21 protein-coding genes are annotated in these 23,089 nt (G+C 62.9%); all 21 read left to right on the top strand.

Annotated elements, in window-relative coordinates; all coding sequences use genetic code 11:
• Positions 1 to 2: 2 nt before the first annotated feature.
• The gene (locus BLW25_RS23490) at positions 3 to 872 is read left to right on the top strand and encodes a branched-chain amino acid ABC transporter permease (RefSeq protein ID WP_092904731.1); all 870 of its coding nucleotides are present in this window, start codon (positions 3 to 5) and stop codon (positions 870 to 872) included.
• Entirely contained in the window at positions 872 to 1,861 is a 990-nt protein-coding gene (locus BLW25_RS23485; protein ID WP_092904729.1) for an ABC transporter permease subunit, read from the top strand. The genes BLW25_RS23490 and BLW25_RS23485 overlap by 1 nt, the downstream gene beginning before the upstream one ends.
• Positions 1,858 to 2,589 carry an ATP-binding cassette domain-containing protein gene (locus BLW25_RS23480; protein ID WP_092904727.1) on the top strand — a complete coding sequence of 244 codons (732 nt, stop codon included), beginning with the start codon at positions 1,858 to 1,860 and terminating at the stop codon, positions 2,587 to 2,589. Before BLW25_RS23485 ends, BLW25_RS23480 begins: the two co-directional genes overlap by 4 nt.
• Complete coding sequence (locus BLW25_RS25155) at positions 2,582 to 3,286, top strand: ABC transporter ATP-binding protein (RefSeq protein ID WP_092904725.1); 705 nt, start codon at positions 2,582 to 2,584, stop codon at positions 3,284 to 3,286. The genes BLW25_RS23480 and BLW25_RS25155 overlap by 8 nt, the downstream gene beginning before the upstream one ends.
• A gap of 3 nt (positions 3,287 to 3,289) precedes the next feature.
• Positions 3,290 to 4,804 carry an amidase gene (locus BLW25_RS23470; RefSeq protein ID WP_092904723.1) on the top strand — a complete coding sequence of 505 codons (1,515 nt, stop codon included), beginning with the start codon at positions 3,290 to 3,292 and terminating at the stop codon, positions 4,802 to 4,804.
• Positions 4,804 to 5,955, top strand: a complete 1,152-nt coding sequence (locus tag BLW25_RS23465; protein ID WP_092904721.1) for a transporter substrate-binding domain-containing protein — start codon at positions 4,804 to 4,806, stop codon at positions 5,953 to 5,955. The genes BLW25_RS23470 and BLW25_RS23465 overlap by 1 nt, the downstream gene beginning before the upstream one ends.
• A complete protein-coding gene (locus BLW25_RS23460) occupies positions 5,948 to 6,583 on the top strand; it encodes an ANTAR domain-containing response regulator (RefSeq protein WP_092904718.1) in 636 nt (211 codons plus the stop codon). The genes BLW25_RS23465 and BLW25_RS23460 overlap by 8 nt, the downstream gene beginning before the upstream one ends.
• A 91-nt stretch (positions 6,584 to 6,674) precedes the next feature.
• Positions 6,675 to 8,120, top strand: a complete 1,446-nt coding sequence (locus BLW25_RS23455) for an NAD-dependent succinate-semialdehyde dehydrogenase (RefSeq protein WP_092904716.1) — start codon at positions 6,675 to 6,677, stop codon at positions 8,118 to 8,120.
• Positions 8,121 to 8,180: 60 nt separating this feature from the next.
• Positions 8,181 to 9,347 carry an iron-containing alcohol dehydrogenase gene (locus tag BLW25_RS23450; RefSeq protein ID WP_092904714.1) on the top strand — a complete coding sequence of 389 codons (1,167 nt, stop codon included), beginning with the start codon at positions 8,181 to 8,183 and terminating at the stop codon, positions 9,345 to 9,347.
• Positions 9,348 to 10,034: 687 nt separating this feature from the next.
• Positions 10,035 to 11,195, top strand: coding sequence for an acyl-CoA dehydrogenase family protein (locus BLW25_RS23445; protein ID WP_092904822.1), 1,161 nt, complete (start codon positions 10,035 to 10,037; stop codon positions 11,193 to 11,195).
• Positions 11,192 to 11,965 carry an enoyl-CoA hydratase-related protein gene (locus tag BLW25_RS23440; RefSeq protein ID WP_092904712.1) on the top strand — a complete coding sequence of 258 codons (774 nt, stop codon included), beginning with the start codon at positions 11,192 to 11,194 and terminating at the stop codon, positions 11,963 to 11,965. Before BLW25_RS23445 ends, BLW25_RS23440 begins: the two co-directional genes overlap by 4 nt.
• 1 nt (position 11,966) lies before the next feature.
• Positions 11,967 to 13,109, top strand: a complete 1,143-nt coding sequence (locus BLW25_RS23435; protein ID WP_092904710.1) for an acyl-CoA dehydrogenase family protein — start codon at positions 11,967 to 11,969, stop codon at positions 13,107 to 13,109.
• Positions 13,106 to 14,287: a trans-sulfuration enzyme family protein gene (locus tag BLW25_RS23430; RefSeq protein WP_092904708.1), complete on the top strand. Its 1,182-nt coding sequence runs from the start codon at positions 13,106 to 13,108 to the stop codon at positions 14,285 to 14,287. The genes BLW25_RS23435 and BLW25_RS23430 overlap by 4 nt, the downstream gene beginning before the upstream one ends.
• Positions 14,287 to 15,675, top strand: coding sequence for a dihydropyrimidinase (gene hydA, locus BLW25_RS23425; RefSeq protein WP_092904706.1), 1,389 nt, complete (start codon positions 14,287 to 14,289; stop codon positions 15,673 to 15,675). The genes BLW25_RS23430 and hydA overlap by 1 nt, the downstream gene beginning before the upstream one ends.
• A 3-nt stretch (positions 15,676 to 15,678) precedes the next feature.
• Entirely contained in the window at positions 15,679 to 16,866 is a 1,188-nt protein-coding gene (locus tag BLW25_RS23420; protein WP_092904704.1) for a M20 family metallo-hydrolase, read from the top strand.
• 157 nt (positions 16,867 to 17,023) lie between these two features.
• The gene (locus BLW25_RS23415; RefSeq protein ID WP_092904702.1) at positions 17,024 to 18,757 is read left to right on the top strand and encodes an AMP-binding protein; all 1,734 of its coding nucleotides are present in this window, start codon (positions 17,024 to 17,026) and stop codon (positions 18,755 to 18,757) included.
• The gene (locus BLW25_RS23410; RefSeq protein ID WP_092904700.1) at positions 18,754 to 19,233 is read left to right on the top strand and encodes a MaoC family dehydratase; all 480 of its coding nucleotides are present in this window, start codon (positions 18,754 to 18,756) and stop codon (positions 19,231 to 19,233) included. The genes BLW25_RS23415 and BLW25_RS23410 overlap by 4 nt, the downstream gene beginning before the upstream one ends.
• Positions 19,233 to 20,240 (top strand): ABC transporter permease, encoded by a 1,008-nt coding sequence (locus BLW25_RS23405; protein WP_092904698.1) that lies wholly within the window; start codon positions 19,233 to 19,235, stop codon positions 20,238 to 20,240. The genes BLW25_RS23410 and BLW25_RS23405 overlap by 1 nt, the downstream gene beginning before the upstream one ends.
• The gene (locus tag BLW25_RS23400; RefSeq protein ID WP_092904696.1) at positions 20,237 to 21,097 is read left to right on the top strand and encodes an ABC transporter permease; all 861 of its coding nucleotides are present in this window, start codon (positions 20,237 to 20,239) and stop codon (positions 21,095 to 21,097) included. The genes BLW25_RS23405 and BLW25_RS23400 overlap by 4 nt, the downstream gene beginning before the upstream one ends.
• Complete coding sequence (locus BLW25_RS23395; RefSeq protein WP_092904694.1) at positions 21,094 to 22,062, top strand: ABC transporter ATP-binding protein; 969 nt, start codon at positions 21,094 to 21,096, stop codon at positions 22,060 to 22,062. The genes BLW25_RS23400 and BLW25_RS23395 overlap by 4 nt, the downstream gene beginning before the upstream one ends.
• Positions 22,059 to 23,051, top strand: a complete 993-nt coding sequence (locus BLW25_RS23390; protein ID WP_092904693.1) for an oligopeptide/dipeptide ABC transporter ATP-binding protein — start codon at positions 22,059 to 22,061, stop codon at positions 23,049 to 23,051. The genes BLW25_RS23395 and BLW25_RS23390 overlap by 4 nt, the downstream gene beginning before the upstream one ends.
• The last annotated feature ends 38 nt before the right edge of the window (positions 23,052 to 23,089 follow it).

The following is a 23,089-nucleotide window of genomic DNA, read 5'->3' as shown; positions in this document are numbered from 1 at the left end:
GCATGGATTTCGCGTCCGTCCTCGTGATCGAAATCCTGGGGTCCATTGCCATTCTGGTGCTGATCAGCATCGGTCTGGCAGTGGTTTTCGGGATGATGAAAGTCATCAACATGGCCCATGGCGAGTTTCTCATGCTCGGCGGCTATGTGGCAATCTATGGCACCAACCATGCCGGTCTGAACTTCTGGATCAGCGCGCTGATCCTTGCGCCCCTGGTGGTGGGGCTTGTCGGTCTGGCGCTGGAATGGCTGGTCATCCGCCACCTTTACGGGCGGATGATCGATACCATGCTGGCAACCTGGGGCATCAGCCTTGCGCTGATCGGTGGCATGACCATGCTGGTTGGCAATACGACCACGGGGATTCCGACGCCGCTTCCAAGCGTCAGCATCGGCGAATACTCCGTCAGCGGCTATGTGATCTTTCTGATCATGCTGGCGCTGGCGGTGTTCGCCGGGCTGTTCTGTCTCTTCAAGCTGACCACCTTCGGGCTGCAGGCGCGGGCAACCACGCAAAATGCCGATATGGTTGCGGCTCTTGGCGGCAAACCGCGCCGGATCTATGCGCTGACCTTCGGGCTGGGCGCAGCCCTTGCAGGTCTTGGCGGTGCGGCCCTTGCGCCGCTGACCGGGGTGATCCCGACGATTGGGGCTTCTTATATCGCTAAGGCCTTCATCACGGTGATTTCCGGCGGCGCGGCGGTGATCGCCGGCAACCTCTCCGCCTCGGTCCTCTTTGGGTCGGTCGGGCAGATCTTCACCTATATCTATACCCCGGTGATCGGCGAGGTTACGCTTTTGCTGACCGCGATCGTGCTGATCCGCATCTTGCCGCAGGGCATCACCGGCCGCTTCTTCAAGAGGTCGATCTGATGTCCCGCATCCTGCAACCCGCGTTGCTTTTCGCTGCTCTGGTGCTGGGGCTTCTGGCCCCGGGCTGGCTCGAGCTGTTCACCATCTACGAATTCACCGCCTATCTCATCATGGCGGTGTTGGCACTGAGCCTCGCCTTTGTCTGGGGAAAAGGCGGGATCATGTGCCTCGGCCAGGCCGCCTTTTTCGGCCTGGGCGCCTATGCCTGGGCTGTGGGGGCGATTAATTTCGGCCCAGGCATAGCTGCGCTGGCCATCGCGGTTGCGGTGCCCGCAGCTTTCGCGGCGGTGCTTGGCTATTTCATGTTCTATGGCCGCATCAATGACATCTATATCGGGGTCATCACACTGGCGGTGACACTGATCCTGTTCAACCTGATCAACTCCACCTCCGGGCCGCAATACCGCATCGGATCGGCGCTGCTCGGAGGCTTCAACGGGATGACCGGCATTCCAACGCTGGCCTGGCCGGGGGGGATGCCGCTTGATCCGGCAGAGATCTTCCGCCTGACGGTGATCGTGATCGTCGCCTCCATCGTCGCCATCACGCTTTACCTGAAGACGACCCCCGGCAAGACCGCCATCGCCGTGCGTGAAAACGAGGTCCGGGCCGAACTGCTGGGCTATAATGTGGCGCAATCGAAGCTGATCACCTTTACGCTGGGCGGGGCGCTGGCGGGGCTTGGCGGCTGTCTTTTCGCCAATTGGGGCGCCTTTGTCAGCCCGACGATCTTCAGCCTTGTGCAATCGGCACAGATCATCATCTGGGTGATCGTGGGCGGGCGCGGCACGCTGATCGGGCCGATTCTGGGCTGTATCGCGCTTCAATGGGCGACGATGAAGCTGGGCACGCAGCAGGTGGTGCAGGTCAATCTGGTGCTCGGGCTGGTGCTCGCCTTCTTTGTCCTCGTGGTGCCGCAGGGGATCGTGCCGATGATCACAGGGCTTTTGCGCCGCAAACCCAAAGCTGAAGCGGAGCAGAGTGCATGAGCGGCGAGATCATCCTTCAGGCCCGGGGCCTTGGCATCAGCTTTGGCGGTGTAGATGCGGTCAGGGCGGTTGATTTTGAATTGCGCCAGGGCGAGCTGCGCTGCCTGATCGGCCCGAATGGCGCGGGCAAGACCACCTTCTTCCGGCTGCTTTCGGGCCAATATGCGCCGACGCGTGGCGCGGTGACATTCCGGGGCAAGCCGCTGGTGGGGCTGAAGCCCTGGCAGATCGCGCGGCTCGGGATCGGCATCAAGACCCAGGTGCCCAGCCTGTTCGAGGGGCTGAGCGTTCAGGAAAACATCGATATGGCGGCGCGCCGGCGTTTGCGCGGCCGCGCTGTTGCGCCAGTGGTCAGCGATGTGCTGGACCATATCGGCCTTGGGGATCTGCGCCACCGCGCCTGTGCCGAACTGGCCCATGGTCAGCGCCAATGGGTCGAACTCGGCCAGATGCTGGCGATGAAGCCGGCGGTCGCGCTGCTTGATGAACCGGCGGCGGGCATGACCCATAGCGAGAGTCTGAAGACCGTCGAAATCATCCGCGACATCACGCAGCACAGCGCGGTGATCGTGGTCGAACATGACATGGATTTCATCCGCCTGATCGGCGAGCGCGTCACGGTATTCGAGCGCGGCGCCGTGATCGCCGAGGGAAGTTTCACCGAGATCTCAAAGGATCCGCAGGTGCGGGCCGCCTATCTTGGCCGCAAGGAGAATGCCGATGCTTGAGGTAGCCGGGCTGAAATCGGGCTATGGCCGCGTGCCGGTGCTGCGCGGCGTCGATCTGACGCTTGGTCGCGGTGAGTGCATCGGGCTTCTCGGTCGCAACGGCATGGGCAAGACGACGCTTTTGCGCGCCATCATGGGCGAATTGCCGAACTGGTCAGGCGAGATCCGCAAGGATGGTCAGGTGCTGACGGCCAAACCGGTGCAGGCCCGCGCCCGCGCCGGGATCGGCTATGTGCCGCAGGGCAAACAGCTTTTCAAACTGCTCAGCGTCGAGGAAAACCTGCGCATGGGCTGTGTGAAGAAATTCAGCGCCGCCCGCGAGAGGATCGCCGAGGTGTTGGACCTCCTGCCACGCCTCGTGCCGTTGCTCGAACGCCCTGCGGGCATGCTTTCGGGCGGCGAGCAGCAGCTTCTGGCGCTTGGCCGCTGCCTTTGCGGCGAGCCGGATCTGATCCTGCTGGATGAGCCGACCGAGGGCATCCAGCCCAATATCTGCGACGAGATCATCGATGTGCTGATCCGTCTGCGCAAAGAAAAGGACCTGTCGATCATTCTGGTCGAACAGGACATCGATTTCCTCTGGTCGATCTGTGACCGCGTTCTGGCGGTCGACAAGGGCAGCGTGTCGAAGACCATCGACCCGAAAGCCGCCGGATCGGAAGAGGAAGCCAAGGCATTTATCGGGATCGAGGGCTGAGACGTGACCATCCGCAAACCCAATTTCGACGATATGCTGGCCGCAGATCAGGATCTGGGCCTCGGGCTGAGCGAAGACGAGCTGACGACCTTCACCACCCTGATGGAGGCCGTGGCCGAAGATTACGCCATCGTCGATGCGCTGACCCCGGAACTGCCCGAGGTACGCTATCCGCGCACCCCCGGCCATTACCCCGCCCCCGAAGACAACCCCTATAACGCCTGGTATGTGAAAACCCGGATTGAGGGGCGGCCCGGCGGCCCGCTTTCGGGGCTGCGCATGGCGCTGAAAGACAATGTCATGCTGGCAGGTGTGCCGATGATGAACGGTGCGTCCAGCCTGCGCGGCTATGTGCCGGACGTGGATGCCACGCTGGTCACCCGGCTGCTGGATGCCGGCGCGGTGATCGAGGGCAAGGCGCAATGCGAATATTTCTGCGTCTCGGGCAGCAGCCATACCGGCGCGCAGGGCCCGGTGCGCAACCCCCATGACGAGACGCGCTCGGCGGGCGGGTCTTCCTCGGGCTGTTCGGCGCTGGTGGCTGCGGGTCTGGTCGATGCCGCTATCGGTACCGATCAGGGTGGATCCGTGCGGATCCCGGCGGCCTATGCCGGTTTTGTCGGCATGAAACCGACGCATGGGCTGGTGCCCTATACCGGGGTGATGCCTGTCGAGATGACGCTGGACCATGCGGGCGTGATGTCGGGAGATGTCGCGACCAATGCGCGGGTTCTGACCGCGATTGCCGGGGCGGACGGGCTTGATCCGCGCCAGCAGGCACTGCCAGCCGCCACGGATTACAGCGAAGGGATTGCGGCGGGGGCCAAAGGTCTGCGTATCGCAGTTATCCCCGAGGGCTTTGGCTGGCCGAATTCCGAACCCGATATCGACGCGACGGTCCGGGCGGGGGCAGAACGCCTTGCCACGCTGGGTGCCACTGTTGACGAAGTCTCAATTCCGCTGCACCGCAAGGGCCATGCGATCTGGACACCGATTGCCACCGAAGGCACCGTCGCCCAGATGGAAGGGCTGAATTACGGCTCCAACTGGAAGGGGCTTTACGTCACCAGCCTGATGCGGGCGCAAAGCGACTGGCGCGATCATGCGGCGGATTTTCCCGATGATGTGAAATCGGTTCTGCTTGCGGCGCATTACTTCCGGGGTCAGTATCATGGGCAGACCTATGGCAAGGCACAGAACCTGGTCCGCCGTCTCAAGGCGGCTTATCTGGCGGTGCTTGCGGATTACGATATGCTCCTGATGCCGACCGTTCCCCTCAAGGCCCCGAAACTGCCCGAACCAGGATGCGGTCCGGCGGAATGGGTCGGACGCGCGCTGGAGATGAATGCAAATACCGCGCCCTTCAATGCCACGGGCCTGCCCGCGATCAGTCTGCCCTGCGGTCGGGCCGAAGGCCTGCCGGTGGGGATGATGCTGGTCGGGCGCGAACATGCCGAGGCCCTGCTTTACCGCGCGGCTGCGGCCTATGAAGCGGGTTTTGACTGGAAGACGCTGTGATGCAGCTTCTCAATACGCGGCGGGAAAGCTGGCCGGTCGGACTGCTCTTTTCAGAGACGAGCCAGACTTCGGCAGTCGAACACAGTCAGGCCTGCGCCACCTTGCTGGCGATAGACGAGGTGAATGCGGCGGGCGGCATCAACGGCCTGCCGCTGGAGCCCTGCCGGCTGCCCGTCGGGCCGCACCCGGATGATTACCGTCTCGCGGCGGAAAAGCTGGCCGATGAGCATGGCGTACGGGTGCTGTTCGGCACCCATATGTCGCATTCACGCAAGGCCGTGCTGCCTGTCGTTGAAAGCCGCGAGGCGCTGCTGTTTTACCCCACGCTTTATGAGGGGTTCGAATTCTCTCAGAACTGCATCTATACCGGGGCCGCGCCGAACCAGAACTCGGTCCCGCTGGCGCGGCATCTGCTGCGCCATCATGGCAGGCGGGTCTTCTTCATCGGCAATAACTACGTCTTTGCCCATGAATCCAACCGCATCATGCGCGACCTGTTCGAACAGGCCGAGGGTCAGGTGGTGGGTGAGGTTTACCTGCCCTTCGGCGCCTCGGATGACGACCTGGCGGATGTGATCGCAAAGATCGAGGCCCTGCGCCCCGATGTGATCTATTCGACCGTGGTCGGCAGCGACACGATCCGGCTTCACCGGGCTTTTGCCGGCACCCGCAGCCGGGCAGAGGGGGCGGTGATCGCCAGCCTCGCGACCAACGAGGCGGATCTGGCACAGATGGATGCAGAGCTGTCCGAAGGCTTCCTTGCCGCGGCGCCCTGGTTTTCCACTTTGCAAAACCCGGAAAGCCAGGCCTTCCGCGCCGGGATGGAGGCCCGTTTTGGCGGGGATATCGCGCTGACCTCCGGGGCAGAAGCCGCGTATTTCCAGGTTCATCTTTTCGCACAGGCGGCACGGCAGGCGGAGCTGCCTGCGCTGGATGCGGTGCTGGCCCGGCTGGCAGATGTGCGTTTTTCTGCACCCGAAGGCGAGGTTCGCATTGACGCTGCGACCCATCACTGCTGGCTCTGGCCTAGGATCGGCAGGGTCAATGCCCGGAATGCCTTTGAAGTGATCGAAGACGCCGCAGCGCCGGTAAAGCCCGAACCCTATATGGTCGAGCACAGCTTTGGGGGTGATCTGATCAGCCATGCCTAAGCCCAGCGGCCAGCCAAAGATCAGCGATCTGAAAGGCACCAGGGTTCTGGTGCTGCTGCCGCCCGGGCGCGAGGCTGAGGGGCTGATGACCCACCTGATCCGTATTGGCTGCCTGCCGCGTCTTGACTGGCCGATCCCTGCGAGGCTGCCCGAGGATATCGATGTGGCAATCGTCACTGTCGATTCCGATGCGCGCGCCGATGTCCGGGTTCTGATCACCAGCCTGACCGAACTGAGCCCGCCGATCATTGTACTTGTCGGCTATGAGGATCCCTCGACTCTGCAACTGGTACTGGAATTGCGTGCGGCTGCGGTGATTGAACGACCGGTGAAACCCTTTGGTCTACTGACCAATCTGATGATCAGTCGGGACATCTGGAAACGTCGCCGGAAGAACCTGGAACGGATCGCGGCCGCCGAACAGCGCCAGGCCGCGCGTTCCGTTGTCGATATCGCCAAGACCCTGCTTTGCAGGGTCCGCAACATCGAAATGGGCCAGACCCATCGTTATCTGCAAAAGGCCGCGATGGATGGCCGCATCTCAATCGAAGCTGCGGCAGAGCGTGTGATTGCCGGGATCATGGCAGAGACATCCGGCCAGGGGCCGCCGCACGATCCGCCTGACTGACTTCAGCCGGTTTACCACCCGATCCTGACCTCTTTCGCAACGTGCCAATGGCGGCTCGTTGCTGTCCCTCTGTTTGCCCAAAGGACGAAAAATGCCAGTTCTGCAAGACCCCGGCCTGTTGAAATCCGCCTGTCTGATCAATGGGGAATGGGTCGGTGCGGCCTCTGCCGCGATGACTGTGGTCACCAACCCTGCCGATGGCAGCGAGGTCGGTCAGGTGCCGCAGATGGATCCCGCCGGGATCCCGGCTGTGATCGCTGCGGCCGAGGTGGCGCAAAAGGCCTGGGCGGCACGCCCTGCCGCAGATCGCAGCAGGATCCTGCGCCGCTGGTTTGAGCTTATGTTGCAGCACCAGGACGATCTGGGCCGTATCATGACCGCCGAACAGGGCAAGCCACTGGCCGAAGCCAAAGGCGAGATCGCCTATGCCGCCAGTTTTGTCGAATGGTTCGCCGAAGAGGCGAAGCGGGTCTATGGCGATACGATCCCGGCGCCGAAGGCAAATCAGCGCATCACCGTGCTGCGCCAGCCCATTGGTGTGACGGCGGCCATCACGCCCTGGAACTTCCCGGCAGCGATGATCGCCCGCAAGGCGGCCCCCGCCCTGGCGGCGGGTTGCGCGATGATCCTGCGCCCTGCCGATCTGACGCCGCTTTCGGCGCTGGCGCTTGGTGAGCTGGCGCAGCGCGCCGGGGTGCCTGCGGGCGTGTTCCAGATCGTCACCGGTTCGGCCACGAAAATCGGCAAAGTGCTGACTGACAGCGATGTGGTGCGCAAACTTTCCTTCACCGGTTCGACCGAGGTGGGCCGGCTTTTGATGGCGCAATGCGCGCCCACCATCAAGAAGCTGAGCCTGGAACTGGGCGGCAATGCCCCGTTCATCGTATTCGACGACGCCGATCTGGACGCGGCGGTGGAAGGGGCGATGCTTTCGAAGTTCCGCAATGCCGGTCAGACCTGCGTCTGTGCGAACCGCCTCCTGGTGCAGCGCGGCACCCATGATGCCTTTGTCGCGCGTCTGTCCGAACGGATTGCGGGCCTGAAGGTGGGCGATGGGATGCTGCCCGACACCGATGTCGGCCCGATGATCGAGGCAAAGGCCATCGATAAGGTCGAAAGCCATATCCGCGACGCGGTGGAAAAGGGCGCGGAACTCGTCACCGGCGGCCAGCGCCTCGGCGGGCTTTATCTGCAACCCGCGCTGCTGACCGGCGTGACGCCGGACATGGCCGTCGCCCGCGAAGAGACGTTCGGCCCGATGGCACCGGTCTTTGTCTTCGACACCGAAGAGGAGGCCATCGCCATGGCGAATGACACCATTTTCGGCCTTGCCGCCTATTTCTTCACCCGTGACCATGGCCGGGTGATCCGCGTCTCGGAGGCTCTTGAATATGGCATGGTCGGCCATAATACCGGCCTGATCTCAAACGAGGTCGCGCCCTTTGGCGGGGTCAAGCAATCCGGCCTTGGCCGCGAGGGCTCGAAATACGGGATCGAGGACTATCTCGAACTGAAATATCTCTGCAGCGCGTTCTGAGCTGCCAGCCCCCGGGGGCCAGGTGCCCCCTTCCGCTTTCCTCAAGGGAAGGAACGAAAGATGACGGATCTGATCAAAGCCTTTTCATTTGATACCCCCGGCTCGACGCTGGTGGAATGGGGCGGTGCAGCCCGAATGGGTGAATTGCTGTCGGGCTGGTTCCCGGCGCGCAAACTGCTGATCGTGACGGATAAATTCCTGCATGACGCCGGGCTGCTTGATGCGGCGAAGGACTCGCTTTTGGCGCATGGCTTCGCGGTTTCGGTGTTCGACGATGTGGTCGCCGACCCGCCCGAGGCGGTGCTGATGGCCTGTGTCGCGCAGGGACGGGCTGCCGGCGCGGATATCGTGATGGGGCTGGGCGGCGGCTCTTCGATGGATATCGCAAAGCTGGTGGCGGTTATGCTGGTCAGTGAACAGCCCCTGTCCGAGCTTTACGGCATCGGGAAAGTAACCGGCCAGCGCCTGCCGCTGGTGCAGGTCCCCACCACCGCCGGGACCGGGTCGGAGGTGACCAATATCACCATCCTTACCACGGGCGAGACGACCAAGATGGGCATCGTCTCGCAACAGCTTTACGCGGACCGGGTGCTGCTGGATGCCGCGCTGACGACGGGCCTGCCGCCGGTGCAGACGGCCGCGACCGGCATCGACGCCATGGTCCATGCGATCGAGGCCTATACCAGCCGTCACAAGAAGAACCTGCTCTCTGACATTTTCGCGCGCGAAGCGCTGCGCCTTCTGTCCGCGCATCTGGTCAATGCCTGCCGGAACGGCCAGGACCGCGCCGCGCGCGAGGGGATGCTGATCGGCGCGAATTTCGCGGGTCAGGCGTTTTCCAACAGCCCCGTGGGTGCGGTCCATGCCCTGGCCTATCCGCTGGGCGGTCATTTCCATCTTCCGCATGGCCTGACCAATGCGCTGATGCTGGGTCCGGTCCTGCGCTACAACATGACCGCCGCTGCACCCCTCTATGCCGAACTGGCAGATGTGGTGACAGGTCCCACCGGGGAGGGCGTGCAGGCCCGTGCCGCTGCCTTTGTCGACTTTATGGAGGATATGATGGATCGCTCCGGCGCACCACGCCGCCTGCGTGATGTCGGCGTGCCGGAAGACAGCCTGCCAATGCTCGCCAGGGACGCGATGCTGCAGACACGTTTGCTGCAGAATAATCCGGTCACGGTGGACGAGGAGGCCGCGCTGGCCCTTTACCGTCGGGCCTATTGAACGCTGCCCTGGCGCGGCACCGCGGCCCCTGTATATCCCGGCAATGGGATATCAGGCGGATCGGGGAAAAGGAAAGGACGTCGGGGCAGGGGGAGCCAGGCCAAAGCCTGGTCACTCCCCTGCAGCGGCTCCGGTGCAGACCTGCTCATCAGGGCGGGGCAGGATCAGGCTGAGGCCTGAACCTGGCTTGAGGGCCGGCTCTTAAACCGGCCCTGCGATGCGTGATCAATCCGCAATCATGCTGTCATTATCGCCCAGTTTCGATGCGAACAGGGCCAGCTCGCTGTTGAGTGGAAGTGCATCGAGCCTGATCTTCATATGCGACTCGGAAATGGGGCATTGCAGCACCAGGCGATGCTGTGTGGCGGCTATAGGCCGGCCTCTCCGATCTCCCTAATCAGGCGCCCGACGCCCTGCTCCTGCAGGAAACCGAAGATGCGTTGTGCCTGGCGCTGCGGGCGCCCCGGGTCAGTGGGTGCGGTCTTTGATGTCCCGCGCTCCGGATCCGGCACCGGGGCTGCCGTCTCATCCATGAGCAGCCTGGATAAGCGCTTCAGATGTTCGGCCTGCCGGGCGACAATGCGCGCGCCATTCCAGGCGTTGCTATATTGACAAGTTTTGCGAATTAATAAAACGTCATGCCAAATAATGAAACGATCATTCGGATCGGCAACACGGGTTTCAATGATGAGCTATGCAGCCTACAGCGAAGATCAGCGTATGGTGGCCCAGGGTGTGCGTGCCTTTGTCGAAAAAGAGCTGATGCCCCATGAGGATCTGATCGAAAAGGCCGATAAGGTCCCGGAAGATCTGTTCCGCGAGCTGAAAAAGAAGGCAATAGATGCCGGATATTACGCGCTGAACATGCCCGAAGAGCTGGGCGGTGGCGGCCTTGGGCAGCGGCTGCGCGCGGTGGCGGAGATTGAGTTCGGGCGGACCACAAGGGCGCTTAACATCATCTGCAACCGCCCGGCGCCGATCCTGAAAGCCTGCACCGGTGATCAGATCGAGACCTATCTGAAACCGGTGATCCGCGGCGAACGCTGGGAATGCTTTGGCCTGACCGAACCAGGCGCGGGTTCTGACGCGCGCCAGATCGCAACCAGGGCGGTGCGCGACGGCGATGATTACATCATCAATGGTGAAAAGATTTTCATCACCATGGCGATGGTGGCCGATTTCATCATCCTTTTCGCCGTTACCGGCGTCGATGACACTCCGAAAGGGCCGCAAAAGCGGATCACCTGCTTCCTCGTCGACAAATGCCTGCCTGGCGTGAGTGTCAGCCCGCTGGAGCTGGTCGGCAACCGGGGTTTCAAATCCTGCTCTATCGCGCTGGAGGATGTCCGCGTGCCGGCCGCCAATATCATCGGCGAAGAGGGCGGCGGATTTGCCATTGCGAAAAGCTGGATCTTTTCGGGCCGGGTGATGCTCTCGGCCAATATGGTGGGCCTTGCCGAGCGCGCCATGGGCATCGCCGCGCAATATGCCAATACGCGCCGCGCTTTTGGCAAGACCATCGGCCAGTTCCAGGGCACCTCGTTCAAGCTGGCCGATATGGCGATGGAGATCGAGGCGACCCGCCTTCTGGTGCTGAACGGCGCCGCGAGGATGGAGGATGGGCTGATCACCCAGCGGGAGGCCTCGATCGTCAACCTCTACGGCTCGGAAATGGCGGGGCGCGTGACCGATAACGCGCTGCAGATGCTGGGCGGCATGGGCGTCTCAAAAGAATGGCCGATTGAGCGGATGTGGCGCGATGTCCGCGTCGAGCGGATCTGGGAGGGAACTTCTGAGATCCATCGCGACATCATCTCGAAAGACGTGCTGCGGGAGTTCCCGGCATGAGCCGCATCAGAACCGAAATCCGGGGTCAGGTGCTGGAGATCGTCTTTGATCACCCGCCCGCCAATGCCTTTGACCAGCAGGCCAGCCGCGATTTCGACGCGGCGCTGACGCTGTTGAATGAAAGCCCTGATCTGCGCGTGGGGATCGTTTCTGCGGCAGGGGGGAAGATTTTTTCGGCGGGCTGGGATCTGAAGGCGGTCGCCGCGGGCGATGATGGCGAGGATTTCGGCCCGAACGGGTTCATGAGCCTGAACCGCCAGGACATGGTCAAGCCGGTGATCGCGGCGATTGACGGGCTTGCGGTCGGTGGCGGCTTTGAATTCGCGCTTTCCGCGACACTGGTCCTTTGCACGGAAAAGACCGAGTTTGGCCTGCCCGAACTGCAACGCGGTTTCATCCCCGAGGCGGGCGGGCTGTGGCGCGCGCATCGCCGGCTGCCGGTGAATATCGCCTCTGAACTCTTGCTGACCGGGCGGCGTCTGACGGCGGCAGAGGGGCATAAATACGGTTTCGTGAACCGGATCACCACTTCTGAGGCGCTGATGGATGAGGCCCGCGCGCTGGCTGCGCAGATCGTCTCGGCCGCGCCACTGGCGGTTGCCGCGCTGCTCGAGGTGACGCGGGAGGTCGAGGGCCTCTCGGACCGCGAGGCTTTTGAAAAGCTTTACTCTGGCCTGCCGGCGCGTGACCGCGTCCGGGCCTCGGAAGATTACAAAGAAGGTCCGCGGGCCTTTGCAGAGAAACGCGCACCACGCTGGACGGGGAAGTAAGATGGATTTCGAGATTAGCGAAGAACAGCGGCTGATGCGCGACAATCTGCGCAGCTTCCTGACGCGTGAATGCCCGATTGAATATGTGCGCGAATGTGACGAGGCCGAGCGCTTCCCGACCGAGCTTTACGACAAGCTTGCGGCGGAGGGCTGGCTCTCGCTGCCGATCCCGGTCGAATATGGTGGCATGGGTGGCAGCTGCACCGATCTGGTGGTGTTTCTGGAAGAATTCGCCCGCCATTTCGAGGCCGGTGCCAATCTTTACTACACAACCGTGGTCATCGCGACCGATGCGCTGACGCATTTCGCGACCGAAGAACAGAAGAAAGAGCTGCTGCCGAAACTGGCGCGCGGCGAGATCCGTTTTGCGCTCTCGCTCTCCGAGCCGGGCTCGGGGTCTGACGCGGCCTCGCTGGTGACACGGGCCGAGCTGGACGGTGAGGAATGGGTGATCAACGGGCAGAAAATGTTCTGCTCTGCCGCCCAGGTGGCGGATTACATCCTTCTGATGACCCGGACCGACCCGGAGGCACCGAAACATAAAGGCATCACCATGCTGCTGGTGCCGACCGGCACCAAGGGCATGGAAATCCGGCGGCTGAAGAAGCTGGGCCTGAAGCCGATGGATCTGAACGAGATCTTCCTGACCGACTGCCGCATCCCGAAAGAGAATGTGATCGGCGAGGTGAATGGCGGCTGGATGAACGCGCTGAAGACGCTGGATTATGAGCGCTGCTGCCTGACCGGCGTCAATGTCGGTGCCGCGCAGTCGGTGCTGGAAAAAATCCTGCAATATACCGATGAGCGCAAGCAGTTCGGTCAGAAGATCAACAGCTTCCAGCTGACCAAGGCGAAGCTCGCCGATATGGATATGGAGATCGAGGCAGCGCGCCTGCTGCTCTATCGCTCTGCAAACCTGGTGGATCGCGGCATTCCGAACAACAAGGAATCCGCGATGGCCAATCTCTACTCGTCTGAGATGTATGTCCGCGCCGCGCTGAACGGGATGCGGATGATGGGCGGCTGGGGCTATCTGATGGAATTCGACATGCAGCGCCATTTCCGCGATTCGAAGCTGGCCGAAATCGGCGGCGGCACGTCCGAGATCCTGCGCATCATCATCGCGAAAGAGCTGACGAAATGACAAAAGCCCCCGCACGTCGCCTGGCCACGATCGCGGTTCACGCCGGTCACGACCCGGCGGAGGCAATGGGGGCGGTTTCGCCGCCGGTCTATCAGACCGGCACCTTTGTCGCGAAAGACACCGCCGAGCTGATGGCGATCAACAGCGGCGAAAAGCGCGGCTATGTCTATTCCCGGGTGCGCAACCCCACTGTTCTGGCGGCGGAACAGCGGGTTGCGGCGCTGGAAGGGGCGCAGTCCTGCGTGCTTTACGCCTCGGGCATGGCGGCGATTGCGGGGGCGCTGGCACCATTGCTGGAAGCCGGCGACGAGCTGGTGGCATTGCCCGATATCTATGGCGGCACCATCCGCTATTTCCGCGATGTGCTGCCGCGCCAGGGCGTCAATGTGGTCTGGGCGGCCTCGGGCGCGGTGGCGGATGTGCTGGCTGCAGTGACAGAGCGGACGAAAGCGATCTATGTCGAGACCCCGACCAATCCGCTGCTCAGGGTGGTTGATCTGCGGGCGATCTCAGAGCTGGCGGCACAGCGCGGCATTCCTGTAGTGGTGGATGGCACCCTGGGCGGGCCGATGAACCAGCGGCCTTTGCATCTTGGGGCGGCGCTGGTGGTGCATTCCGCCTCGAAATACCTCAACGGGCATGGCGATCTCTTGCTGGGGGCGGTTTGCGGCAGCCGGGATCTGACGCGCAGGCTGCGCAGCAATCAGCAGGCTTCAGGCGCCATTGTCGACCCGCATGCCGCATGGCTTTTGCTGCGCGGCATGACCACCTATGCTTTGCGCATGGCAGCCCATAATGCCGGCGGCCAGAAAGTGGCTGAATTTCTCGCCGCGCATCCCAAAGTGGCAAAGGTGCATTACCCTGGCCTCACCTCCCATCCCGATCACGCGCTCGCCCGCAGCCAGATGAACGGCTTTGGCGCGCTATTGTCCTTTGAGGCGCAGAGCCCGGATGCCGCCCGCCATGTGGTGGATGCCACCCGGCTCTTTGGCATCGGGGCCTCGCTCGGCGGTGTGGAAAGCCTGATTTCCCAGCCTGGCAATACCTCGCATTACTCGGTGCCGCAGGCGCAGCGCCTTGCCATGGGGATCAGTGAAAGCCTGGTGCGGATCTCTGTCGGGATCGAGGATCCGGAAGACCTGATCGCCGATCTTTCCCAGGCGCTGGAGGGCTGCTGATGTCGATCCTGATCACCGGGGGCCGCGTTGTCACCCCGAATGGCGTGCAGTTTGCCGATGTGCTGACCGAAGGCGAAAGCATTCGCGCTGTGCTGCCGCAGGGGGAGGGACGCCTTGTTGCACCGGATGCAAGTGTGATCGATGCGACCGGCCGGATCGTTATCCCGGGCGGGGTCGATCCGCATGTGCATCTGATGGTCGGATTCATGGGCGTGCGTTCGGTCTATGATTTCGGCTCGGGCGGGATTGCGGCCTTGCGCGGCGGCACCACGGCGGTGGTCGATTTCGCGCTGCAACGGCGCGGCGGCTCGATCCTGAAGGGGCTGAACCATCGCCGGGGTCAGGCCGATGCCAATGTGACGGTGGATTACGGGCTGCATGTGATCGTCACCGATGTGAATGCGCAGACGCTTGCCGAACTGCCCGCGCTGCGCGCGGCGGGGGTCACCACGCTGAAGGTCTATACTGTCTACGAGGAAGACGGGCTGAAGCTGACTGACGGCGCGCTTTATGCGCTGATGCAGGCGGCGGCGCAGAATGACCTCTCGGTCGTCCTCCATGCGGAGAATGCCGATATTGTCGAACGGCTGCGGTCCGAGGCGGTTGCGGCAGGCCATGAACATCCGCGCTATCACGCGCTGACCCGGCCGAAGATCGTCGAGATCGAAGCCGTTTCGCGGGCCATCACCTTCTCCCGCGCGACCGGCTGCGGCGTTCATATCCTGCATCTGGTCGCCGCCGAGGCGATTGATCTGGTCGTGCGCGCCAGGGCCGAAGGGGTAAAGATCACGGCCGAGACCTGCACGCATTATCTGGCGCTGACCGAAGAGGCGCTGGAGCGCGAGGATGGCTATAACTACATCCTGTCGCCGCCGCTGCGCGATCAGGCAAATCAGGATGCGTTGTTCCGGGGGCTTGCGCAGGGCGGTCTCAGCCTCGTGGCCTCGGATGAGGTCAGCTACAGCGCCGAGGCCAAGCGCAAAGGCCTGCCATCTTTCACCACCGTCGCCAATGGCACCACCGGAATCGAGTTCCGGCTGCCGGTGCTCTGGACCCGCGGCGTCGATCAGGGCCGGTTGTCGCTGATGCGGTTTGTCGAGCTGTTCTCGACCCTCCCGGCGCAGATTTTCGGCTTTGAAAAGAAGGGTGTTATCGCCCCGGGCTATGATGCCGACCTGGTGCTGATCGACCCGGTGACGCGTCGCACCATCACGCCCGCCAGCGATTATGGCGACATTGGCTACAACCCTTATAGCGGGCAGGAGCTGACCGGATTTGCCACCGCCACAATCCTTCGGGGGAAGCTCGTGGTCGAGGATGGGGTCTTCCTCGGTCACGAAGGGCAGGGACGTTTTGTCATGCGGGCCTCGCCCCGCCGCCCGGGTTGAGCGATGGACTTCCGGTCGGATTTCGCGCGGCTGAAGGGCTTTGGGGCAGATCCTGACGGTGGCTGGTCCCGGCTTGCCTTCAGCGCGGCAGATAATCAGGCGCATGACTGGCTGCTGGCCGAAGCGCGCGCGGCGGGCCTTGGCGCGCGTTATGACGCGTTCGGCAATGCCATTTTGCGCCTTGAGGGCAGGGGCCCCAAATTCCTGATCGGATCGCATCTGGATTCGGTGCAGCGGGGCGGCGCGTTTGACGGCGCCATCGGGGTGCTTGCAGGCTTTTCGGTTCTGAAACAACTGAAAGCCGAAGGCTGGCAGGGCCGCGCCATCGAGGTTATCGCCTTTCGCGACGAAGAAGGGCGGTTCGGCCCTTTCACCGGCAGCCGTGCCATGGCAGGGCTGCATGATGAGGCGGCCCTTGCCCGCGCCCGCGCGGCCGATGGCACGGATCTTGCGCCGCTGATGCAGGCGGCAGGGTTCAGGCCGGCCAATGCGCCCTATGATTTTTCGGATGTGGCGGCCTATCTGGAACTGCATATCGAGCAGGGCCCGGTGCTGGAAGCCGCAGGCATTCCGCTGGGGCTTGTCACCGCGATTGCCGGTCAGGAGCGGCTGGCGCTGCGATTCACCGGCCAGGCCGATCACGCCGGGACGGCCCCTATGGATCTGCGCCGTGATGCGCTGGCCGGAGCCGCGCGTTTTGCGACAGAGTTCCGGGCGATGATCCGCGCCGCCAACGACCCGGATCTGCGCGGCACCATCGGCGTCTTCAGCGTTGCACCCAATCAGGGAAATGTGGTGCCGGGGGAGGTGCGCATGGGCCTTGAATTGCGCGGCCCGGATGGTGGGCAATTGCTGGCCCTGCGCGGCGCGGTTGAGCAATTGGCGGAAGCGGTCGCGACTGACGAAAAGCTCGATCTGCGGATCCGCCGGGTCTATTCGGATCAGCCGGTTCCAATGGATGCGGGCCTTGCCGCAGCGATGTCTGCGGCCGCGAAAGCCGAAGGCATCGCGACCTGCGAGCTGCTGTCCGGCGCCAATCATGATGCCGGGATCATCGGGCGCATCGTGCCCGCGCTGATGCTGTTCGTGCCCTCGGTCGGCGGACGCAGCCATTGCCCTGAAGAAGAGAGCGACCCCGCACATATCGAAGCGGCGATCCGGGTGATGTTACGGATGCTGAGACAGGTCTGAACTGTCTTTTGACATGGCTTCAGGAACAGCATGTTCGTTCTGAATTCGGGCATGTTTGGGGATTTTCTGTCTATTCCCTTTTGACCCGTGAAGCAGGTGCTTGTTTCATTATTAGGAACCTGATTTCATATATCAGACCCAAAGGACGTGAACAGCAATGACGCCGAAGGCCGAAATCAGCGACGATACCCCTGCCGCTGCGCCGGGTACGGAGCCATTGGCCTTCCAGACCGGGCTGCAATCGCCGCATTGGCCGGCCGGGCTTGCTGCTGACCTTCCGGTGACCGGCGAGAATCTTGCCGCTTTGCTTGAGCGCAGCGCCACGACCTGGCCGGCGCGGCCGGCGCTTTACTATTACGGCACCGTTTTGCGCTATGACGCATTGCAGGCGGATGTCTGCGCGCTGGCAGCCTGGCTTGTCGCCGACGGGCTGCGCCCGGGTGACCGTGTTGTTCTTGACCTGCAAAATGCACCGCAATTCGTGATCGGATTCTATGCCGTGCTTCGGGCGGGCGGTGTGGTTGTGCCGGTCAACCCAATGAATACAGCGGAAGAACTGGGTTGGATCGTCAGCGACAGCGGCGCCCGTATGGCGATCGTGGCGGATGAATTGCTGGAGCGTTTCGCCGTTCTGAGCGGAGCGGGTGCGCTCGACCGGATTCTGCGCCTGCGCTATCTGGACCGGGTGCCGCACACATCTGATACGCTGCCGGACGTGATGCTCCGCCCCGCACCGGCCGAGGTTCCTGCGATCTCGGTCGATTTCGAGGCCGCAATCCGGGCGGGCCGGGGGCTCAGCCTGCCGCCAATGCCGCCCGGGGGCGAGACGCTTGCGATCCTGCCCTATACATCCGGCACCACCGGCCGGCCTAAGGCCTGCTTTACCAGCCATAGCGCTGCCAGTTTTGTCGCCGAGGCACAGCGGGTCTGGTATCGCACCGATCACAGCTCGGTCATGACCTGCTTCATGCCGCTGTTTCATGTGGCGGGCATGATCGCCTCGATGGCCGAGGCGATCTGTGCCGGGGCGGCGCTTGTGCTTCTGACCCGCTGGAACCCCGATGCGGTGCCCGGCCTCCTGCGCCGCCATAAGGTGACCTGGTGGTCCGCAGCGCCGACGATGATCGTCGATGTGCTGGGGTCGGAGAACTTCACCGATGATTGTTTCGCCTCGCTGCAGGTGCTGACTGGCGGGGGCGCCTCGATGCCGGCCGCGGTGGCCGAGCGCCTGTTCAGAAAATGGGGGCTGCGCTTTTGCGAGGGCTATGGCCTGACCGAGACCATCTCAGCCACCCATATCAACCCGCCGGATGCGCCAAAGGATCAGTGCCTCGGGCTGCCGATACAGAATACCCATTCGATTATTGTCGACCCCGAAACCCTGCTGCCAGTGCCGCAGGGGGAGTTGGGCGAGGTGTGGATCTCCGGGCCGCAGGTCATGCTCGGCTACTGGAACCAGCCCGGTGCCAGCGCTGAAACGCTGGTTGCGCTGAACGGCAGGACCTGGTTGCGCAGCGGTGATCTCGGCTATGTCGATTCCGAGGGCTATTACTTCATCGTCGACCGCATCAAGCGCATGATCAATGTCTCGGGCTATAAGGTCTGGCCGGCGGAATGTGAGATGCTGCTGTACCGGCATCCTGCGGTGCATGAGGTCTCGGTGATTTCGGCCCCCCATGCCCGCAGTGGCGAGACGGTTCGCGCCGTGATCGCCCTGAAGCCCGAATATCGCGGCAAGGTGGATGCCGATGAAATTATCACCTTCGCGCGCGGGCTGATGGCGGCCTATAAAGTGCCGAGGGAAGTGGAGTTCCGCGATGCTCTGCCGCGCTCGGGATCGCGTAAGATCGACTGGCGCAGCCTGTGGACCGAGGCCTGGAAAAAGACATGACCGAACAGATCTGGTATGAGACCTTTATCCCCGGCACGGTTCTGCAATCAGCGTCGCGGCTGATCACCGTGCAGGATATTGATGATTATGCCCGGCTGACAGGCGAGGATCATCCGGTTCACATGAATGACGCCTTTGCGCGTGAGGCCGGGTTCGCGGGCCGTATCACCCATGGCCTGTTCAATCTCGCGCTGATCGAGGGGCTGAAGGCCGGGCTGGGCTGTTTTGACCGCTCTGTCACTGCATCGCTGGGCTGGAGCGATATAAAATTCTCCGCTCCGCTTTACCCCGGTGAAGAGGTCTGTCTGAAACTTGAATTCATCAGCCGGCGCGAGACTTCTAAGCCCGGACGCGGCCTCGCGACCGAGCGCGGTTATCTCGTCAAGACGGATGGCACCGAAGTGGTGCGGGGCGATCATCTCATCTTTTTGCTGATGCAGCCGGCAGGCGTCAGCGGAACAGAGGGTGACAGCTGATGCATCAGATCCCGCTCCGGCTCCTTTCGGCGATCCCGACGCTGTTCGGGGTTGTGCTGGCCACCTTCCTGCTGACGCGCGTTCTGCCGGGCGATCCGGCGGTGTTCTTTGCCTCAAACCCCTCGATGACCAATGCCGATATCGAGGCGGTCCGCCAGAGCCTCGGGCTGGATCAGCCGCTGCCACAACAGTTTCTGACCTATCTCGGTGCCATCGCGCGCGGCGATCTGGGGCAGAGTTTCTCAACCGGGCAGCCGGTGCTGACCGAGCTGATCAACCGGCTGCCTGCCTCGGCAGAGCTGACGGTGATGGCTTTTCTGCTGGCGCTTGCGGTTGCCATTCCGTTGGGGCTTGCTGCCGCGCTGCGGCCGGGGTCGCTGGTCGACCACCTGTCACGGATCATTGCGACACTGGGCGTCTCGATGCCCACCTTTGTCACCGGGCTTTTGCTGATCTATCTGTTCTATTTCTTGCTCGGCGTCGCGCCGGAGCCGATTGGCCGGCTTGATCCCTTTATGTTCGAGCCTGACCGCGTCACCGGCTTTCTGACCATCGACGCGCTGATTGCCGGTGATCCGGAAATCTTCTTTGCCGCGCTGAAGCAGATGGTATTGCCGGCGGTCACCATGGCGCTGTTTGCGCTTGCACCGCTGACGCGGATGACGCGGGCGGCAATGCTTGAGGCGCTTGGTGCGGAGTTCATTCGCACGGCGCGGGCCTCGGGCCTGTCAAAACGCAAGATCGTGCTGACCTATGCCTTCCGCAACGCGATGCTGCCACTGATCACCACCATGGGCATGACACTTTCCTATATGCTGGGCGCGAATGTGCTTGTGGAGCGTGTGTTCGCCTGGCCCGGCATTGGCAGCTTTGCCATGGACAGCATCATCAACCTTGATTACGCGCCGCTCCAGGGGTTCATGCTGATGATGGCGCTGATCTTCATTCTGATCAATCTCGCCACCGATATCCTTGCGGGGATCGTCGATCCGAGGGCCAGCAAATGAACGCCTCCCTCCTGAAAATCAGGCTGCGGGACGCACGCTATGTGCTGGCGGAAAATCCGCTGAACATTCTGGCGCTGGTGCTTTTGCTTGTGATCCTTGGGGCAGCTTTGTTTGGTTCGGTGCTGGCGCCGCATGATCCACTGGCCACCAATTCGGCGCAGGCACTGCAACCGCCTTCGGCGCTGCACTGGTTCGGGACCGATCAGCTTGGCCGGGATATTTTCAGCCGTGTGCTGGTCGCCACCAGGCTTGACCTCACCATCGCCTTCGGGGCGGTGATCCTTTCCTGCGTGGTCGGCTCGCTGATCGGCGCCATGATCGGTTATTGGGGCGGGCCTGGCGATGTGGTTGTGTCGCGGCTGGTCGATGTACTGATGGCCTTCCCGCTTTTCGTGCTGGCGATGGGGCTGGTGGCGGCGCTTGGCAATAGTGTGATCAATATCATTTACGCCACCGCGATCATCAATCTGCCCTTCTATATCCGCCTGTGCAGGACAGAGGTACGGGTGCGCCGCAACCTTGGCTATATCGAGGCCGCGAAGGTTGGCGGTTCGTCTGACATTCGCATTATGACGCGGTTTCTGCTGCCCAATATCGGTGCGCCGATTGTGATCCAGGCCTCGGTCAATCTGGGCTGGGCGGTGCTGAACGCGGCGGGGCTTTCCTTCCTCGGCCTCGGCGTCAGCCCGCCAACACCGGAATGGGGGATCCTGGTGGCCGAGGGCGCGCGCTTCATGATGTCGGGCGAATGGTGGGTGGCTCTGTTCCCGGGGCTTGCACTGATGCTGACGGTCTTCACCTTCAACCTGACCGGCGACGCGCTGCGCGACCTGCTTGACCCGAGGATGCGGACATGAGCGCACCCCTGCTTTCCGTCAGGAACCTGACCGTCGATTTCGCCACCCGCCATGGTGATGTGCATGTGCTGGATGATGTCAGTTTCGACATCGGCCGCGGCGAGATCATCGGCATCATCGGGGAGTCCGGCTCGGGCAAGTCGGTGACCGCCTATACGATCATGGGTATTCTGGATCATGCCGCCCGTATCCGCAGTGGCGAGATCGCGTTTGACGGGCGCGATGTGCTGGGGATGAGCGGGCCGGAGCGTGACAGCTGGCGCGGTGCCGAAGCCTCGATCATCTTCCAGAACCCGCGCACGGCGCTGAACCCCATTCGCGCCACCGGCGATCAGATCGCCGATGTCATCGCACGCCACAGCCCCGCCAGCGCCGCCGAGATCCGTCGCCGCGCTGTCGCGGCATTGCGCGAGGTACGCATTCCGGACCCAGAGCGCCGGATGAAGGCGATGCCCTATGAGCTCTCGGGCGGGCTGTGCCAGCGGATCGGGATTGCGATTGCCCTCGCCTGCCGGCCGCGGCTGCTGATTGCCGATGAGCCGACCACCGGGCTTGATGTCACCACCCAGGCGGTGATCATGGATCTGATCCGCGATCTGGCGCAGAGCCAGAGCATGTCGGTCGCGCTGATCACCCATGATCTGGCGCTGGCAGCAGAATATTGCGACCGCCTGGTGATCATGCATGCGGGCCATGTTGTCGAGACGGGTCCGACCCCGGAAATCATAACCGCGCCCCGCCATCCCTATACCAGCCGGCTGCTGCGCTCGGTTCCTTCAATGGTGGAGGATCTGAACGAGCTGCATCCGATCCAGGGATCGCTGCCCGATCTGCGTCGCAAGGATCTGCCGCCCTGCCGGCTGGCCGAGCGGTGTGACCGCCGTCTTTCAGTCTGTGATGCCGGGCGGCTGCGGCTGGAAGCCTGCGGCCCCGCGCATTCTGTCGCCTGCAGGAACCCGCTATGACCACCCAGCTGATCGCCGCACATGGCCTGAAAATGCATTTCCCGCAGCGCTCCGGCAGGCTGTTTGCGCCAAAGGTGCATCTTCATGCCGTAGACGGCGTCGATCTTGAGATCGCACCCGGCGAGGCGCTTGGCCTCGTCGGGGAATCCGGTTGCGGCAAATCCACGCTGTCGCGGCTGATCTGCCGCCTGCTTGATCCGACCGAGGGCCGCATCGAGCTGGAGGGAGACGATATAACCGCCGGCAGCGCTGCGCGTTTTGGCCGCTCGCCCGCGCGGCGCATGGTGCAGATGGTGTTCCAGGACCCGACGGAAAGCCTCAACCCCCGCTTTACAGTGTTTGATCTGATCGCGGACCCGGCGCGGACGCTTTTGCCGAAGGAAAGCGCCGGGGCCCTGCGGCGCCGGGTAGAGGATGCGGCTGATGCCGTCAGCCTGCCGCATACCTTGTTGCAGCGCTTTCCGCATCAGCTGTCTGGCGGGCAGAAAGCGCGGGTTGGTATCGCGCGCGCGCTTGTGGTCGAGCCGAGGCTGATCGTGCTGGACGAGCCGACCTCGGCGCTGGATGTCTCGGTGCAGGCGACGGTGCTGCAGCTCCTGGACAAACTGCGGCGCGAGCGTGGCATTGCGATGCTGTTTGTCAGCCATGACCTGAATGTCGTGCGGCTTTTATGTCAGCGCATCGCGGTGATGTATCTTGGTCTGGTGGTCGAACAGGGCACTACGGAAGAGGTCTATCACCGCCCGGCACATCCCTATACCCAGGCGCTGCTTTCGGCGATCCCCAACCTGCGGGGCCGCAAAGGTGAGCGGATCAAGCTGGAGGGCGACCCGCAAAGCCCGTTCAATCCGCCACCGGATCGCTGCCGCTTTGCCGGTCGCTGCCCGGTGGAACAACCAGACTGCACCCGCGCCGCGCCGCAGCTTCTGGGCCATGTCGGCAGTCAGCTGGTCCGCTGCTTCCATCCGGTTTCGGTCGCCGCAGACTGAATTTGCCTGGTGGGAAATGGAAAAGGCGGTCCCGACCG

Origin of the sequence: Rhodobacter sp. 24-YEA-8, from assembly GCF_900105075.1 — a bacterium.
Taxonomy (GTDB): Bacteria; Pseudomonadota; Alphaproteobacteria; order Rhodobacterales; family Rhodobacteraceae; genus Pseudogemmobacter.
This window is presented reverse-complemented; position numbering and strand designations above follow the sequence as displayed.

What these genes read in the sequence shown, in the direction of transcription:
- BLW25_RS23465 (WP_092904721.1), top strand. Translation starts at nt 4,804, where the DNA reads ATGCAGCTTCTCAATACGCGGCGGGAAAGCTGGCCGGTCGGACTGCTC.
- BLW25_RS23480 (WP_092904727.1), top strand. Translation starts at nt 1,858, where the DNA reads ATGAGCGGCGAGATCATCCTTCAGGCCCGGGGCCTTGGCATCAGCTTT.
- BLW25_RS23485 (WP_092904729.1), top strand. Translation starts at nt 872, where the DNA reads ATGTCCCGCATCCTGCAACCCGCGTTGCTTTTCGCTGCTCTGGTGCTG.
- hydA (WP_092904706.1), top strand. Translation starts at nt 14,287, where the DNA reads ATGTCGATCCTGATCACCGGGGGCCGCGTTGTCACCCCGAATGGCGTG.
- BLW25_RS23430 (WP_092904708.1), top strand. Translation starts at nt 13,106, where the DNA reads ATGACAAAAGCCCCCGCACGTCGCCTGGCCACGATCGCGGTTCACGCC.
- BLW25_RS23435 (WP_092904710.1), top strand. Translation starts at nt 11,967, where the DNA reads ATGGATTTCGAGATTAGCGAAGAACAGCGGCTGATGCGCGACAATCTG.
- BLW25_RS23410 (WP_092904700.1), top strand. Translation starts at nt 18,754, where the DNA reads ATGACCGAACAGATCTGGTATGAGACCTTTATCCCCGGCACGGTTCTG.
- BLW25_RS23460 (WP_092904718.1), top strand. Translation starts at nt 5,948, where the DNA reads ATGCCTAAGCCCAGCGGCCAGCCAAAGATCAGCGATCTGAAAGGCACC.
- BLW25_RS23450 (WP_092904714.1), top strand. Translation starts at nt 8,181, where the DNA reads ATGACGGATCTGATCAAAGCCTTTTCATTTGATACCCCCGGCTCGACG.
- BLW25_RS23400 (WP_092904696.1), top strand. Translation starts at nt 20,237, where the DNA reads ATGAACGCCTCCCTCCTGAAAATCAGGCTGCGGGACGCACGCTATGTG.
- BLW25_RS23390 (WP_092904693.1), top strand. Translation starts at nt 22,059, where the DNA reads ATGACCACCCAGCTGATCGCCGCACATGGCCTGAAAATGCATTTCCCG.
- BLW25_RS23445 (WP_092904822.1), top strand. Translation starts at nt 10,035, where the DNA reads ATGAGCTATGCAGCCTACAGCGAAGATCAGCGTATGGTGGCCCAGGGT.
- BLW25_RS23490 (WP_092904731.1), top strand. Translation starts at nt 3, where the DNA reads ATGGATTTCGCGTCCGTCCTCGTGATCGAAATCCTGGGGTCCATTGCC.
- BLW25_RS23420 (WP_092904704.1), top strand. Translation starts at nt 15,679, where the DNA reads ATGGACTTCCGGTCGGATTTCGCGCGGCTGAAGGGCTTTGGGGCAGAT.
- BLW25_RS25155 (WP_092904725.1), top strand. Translation starts at nt 2,582, where the DNA reads ATGCTTGAGGTAGCCGGGCTGAAATCGGGCTATGGCCGCGTGCCGGTG.
- BLW25_RS23440 (WP_092904712.1), top strand. Translation starts at nt 11,192, where the DNA reads ATGAGCCGCATCAGAACCGAAATCCGGGGTCAGGTGCTGGAGATCGTC.
- BLW25_RS23395 (WP_092904694.1), top strand. Translation starts at nt 21,094, where the DNA reads ATGAGCGCACCCCTGCTTTCCGTCAGGAACCTGACCGTCGATTTCGCC.
- BLW25_RS23405 (WP_092904698.1), top strand. Translation starts at nt 19,233, where the DNA reads ATGCATCAGATCCCGCTCCGGCTCCTTTCGGCGATCCCGACGCTGTTC.
- BLW25_RS23455 (WP_092904716.1), top strand. Translation starts at nt 6,675, where the DNA reads ATGCCAGTTCTGCAAGACCCCGGCCTGTTGAAATCCGCCTGTCTGATC.
- BLW25_RS23415 (WP_092904702.1), top strand. Translation starts at nt 17,024, where the DNA reads ATGACGCCGAAGGCCGAAATCAGCGACGATACCCCTGCCGCTGCGCCG.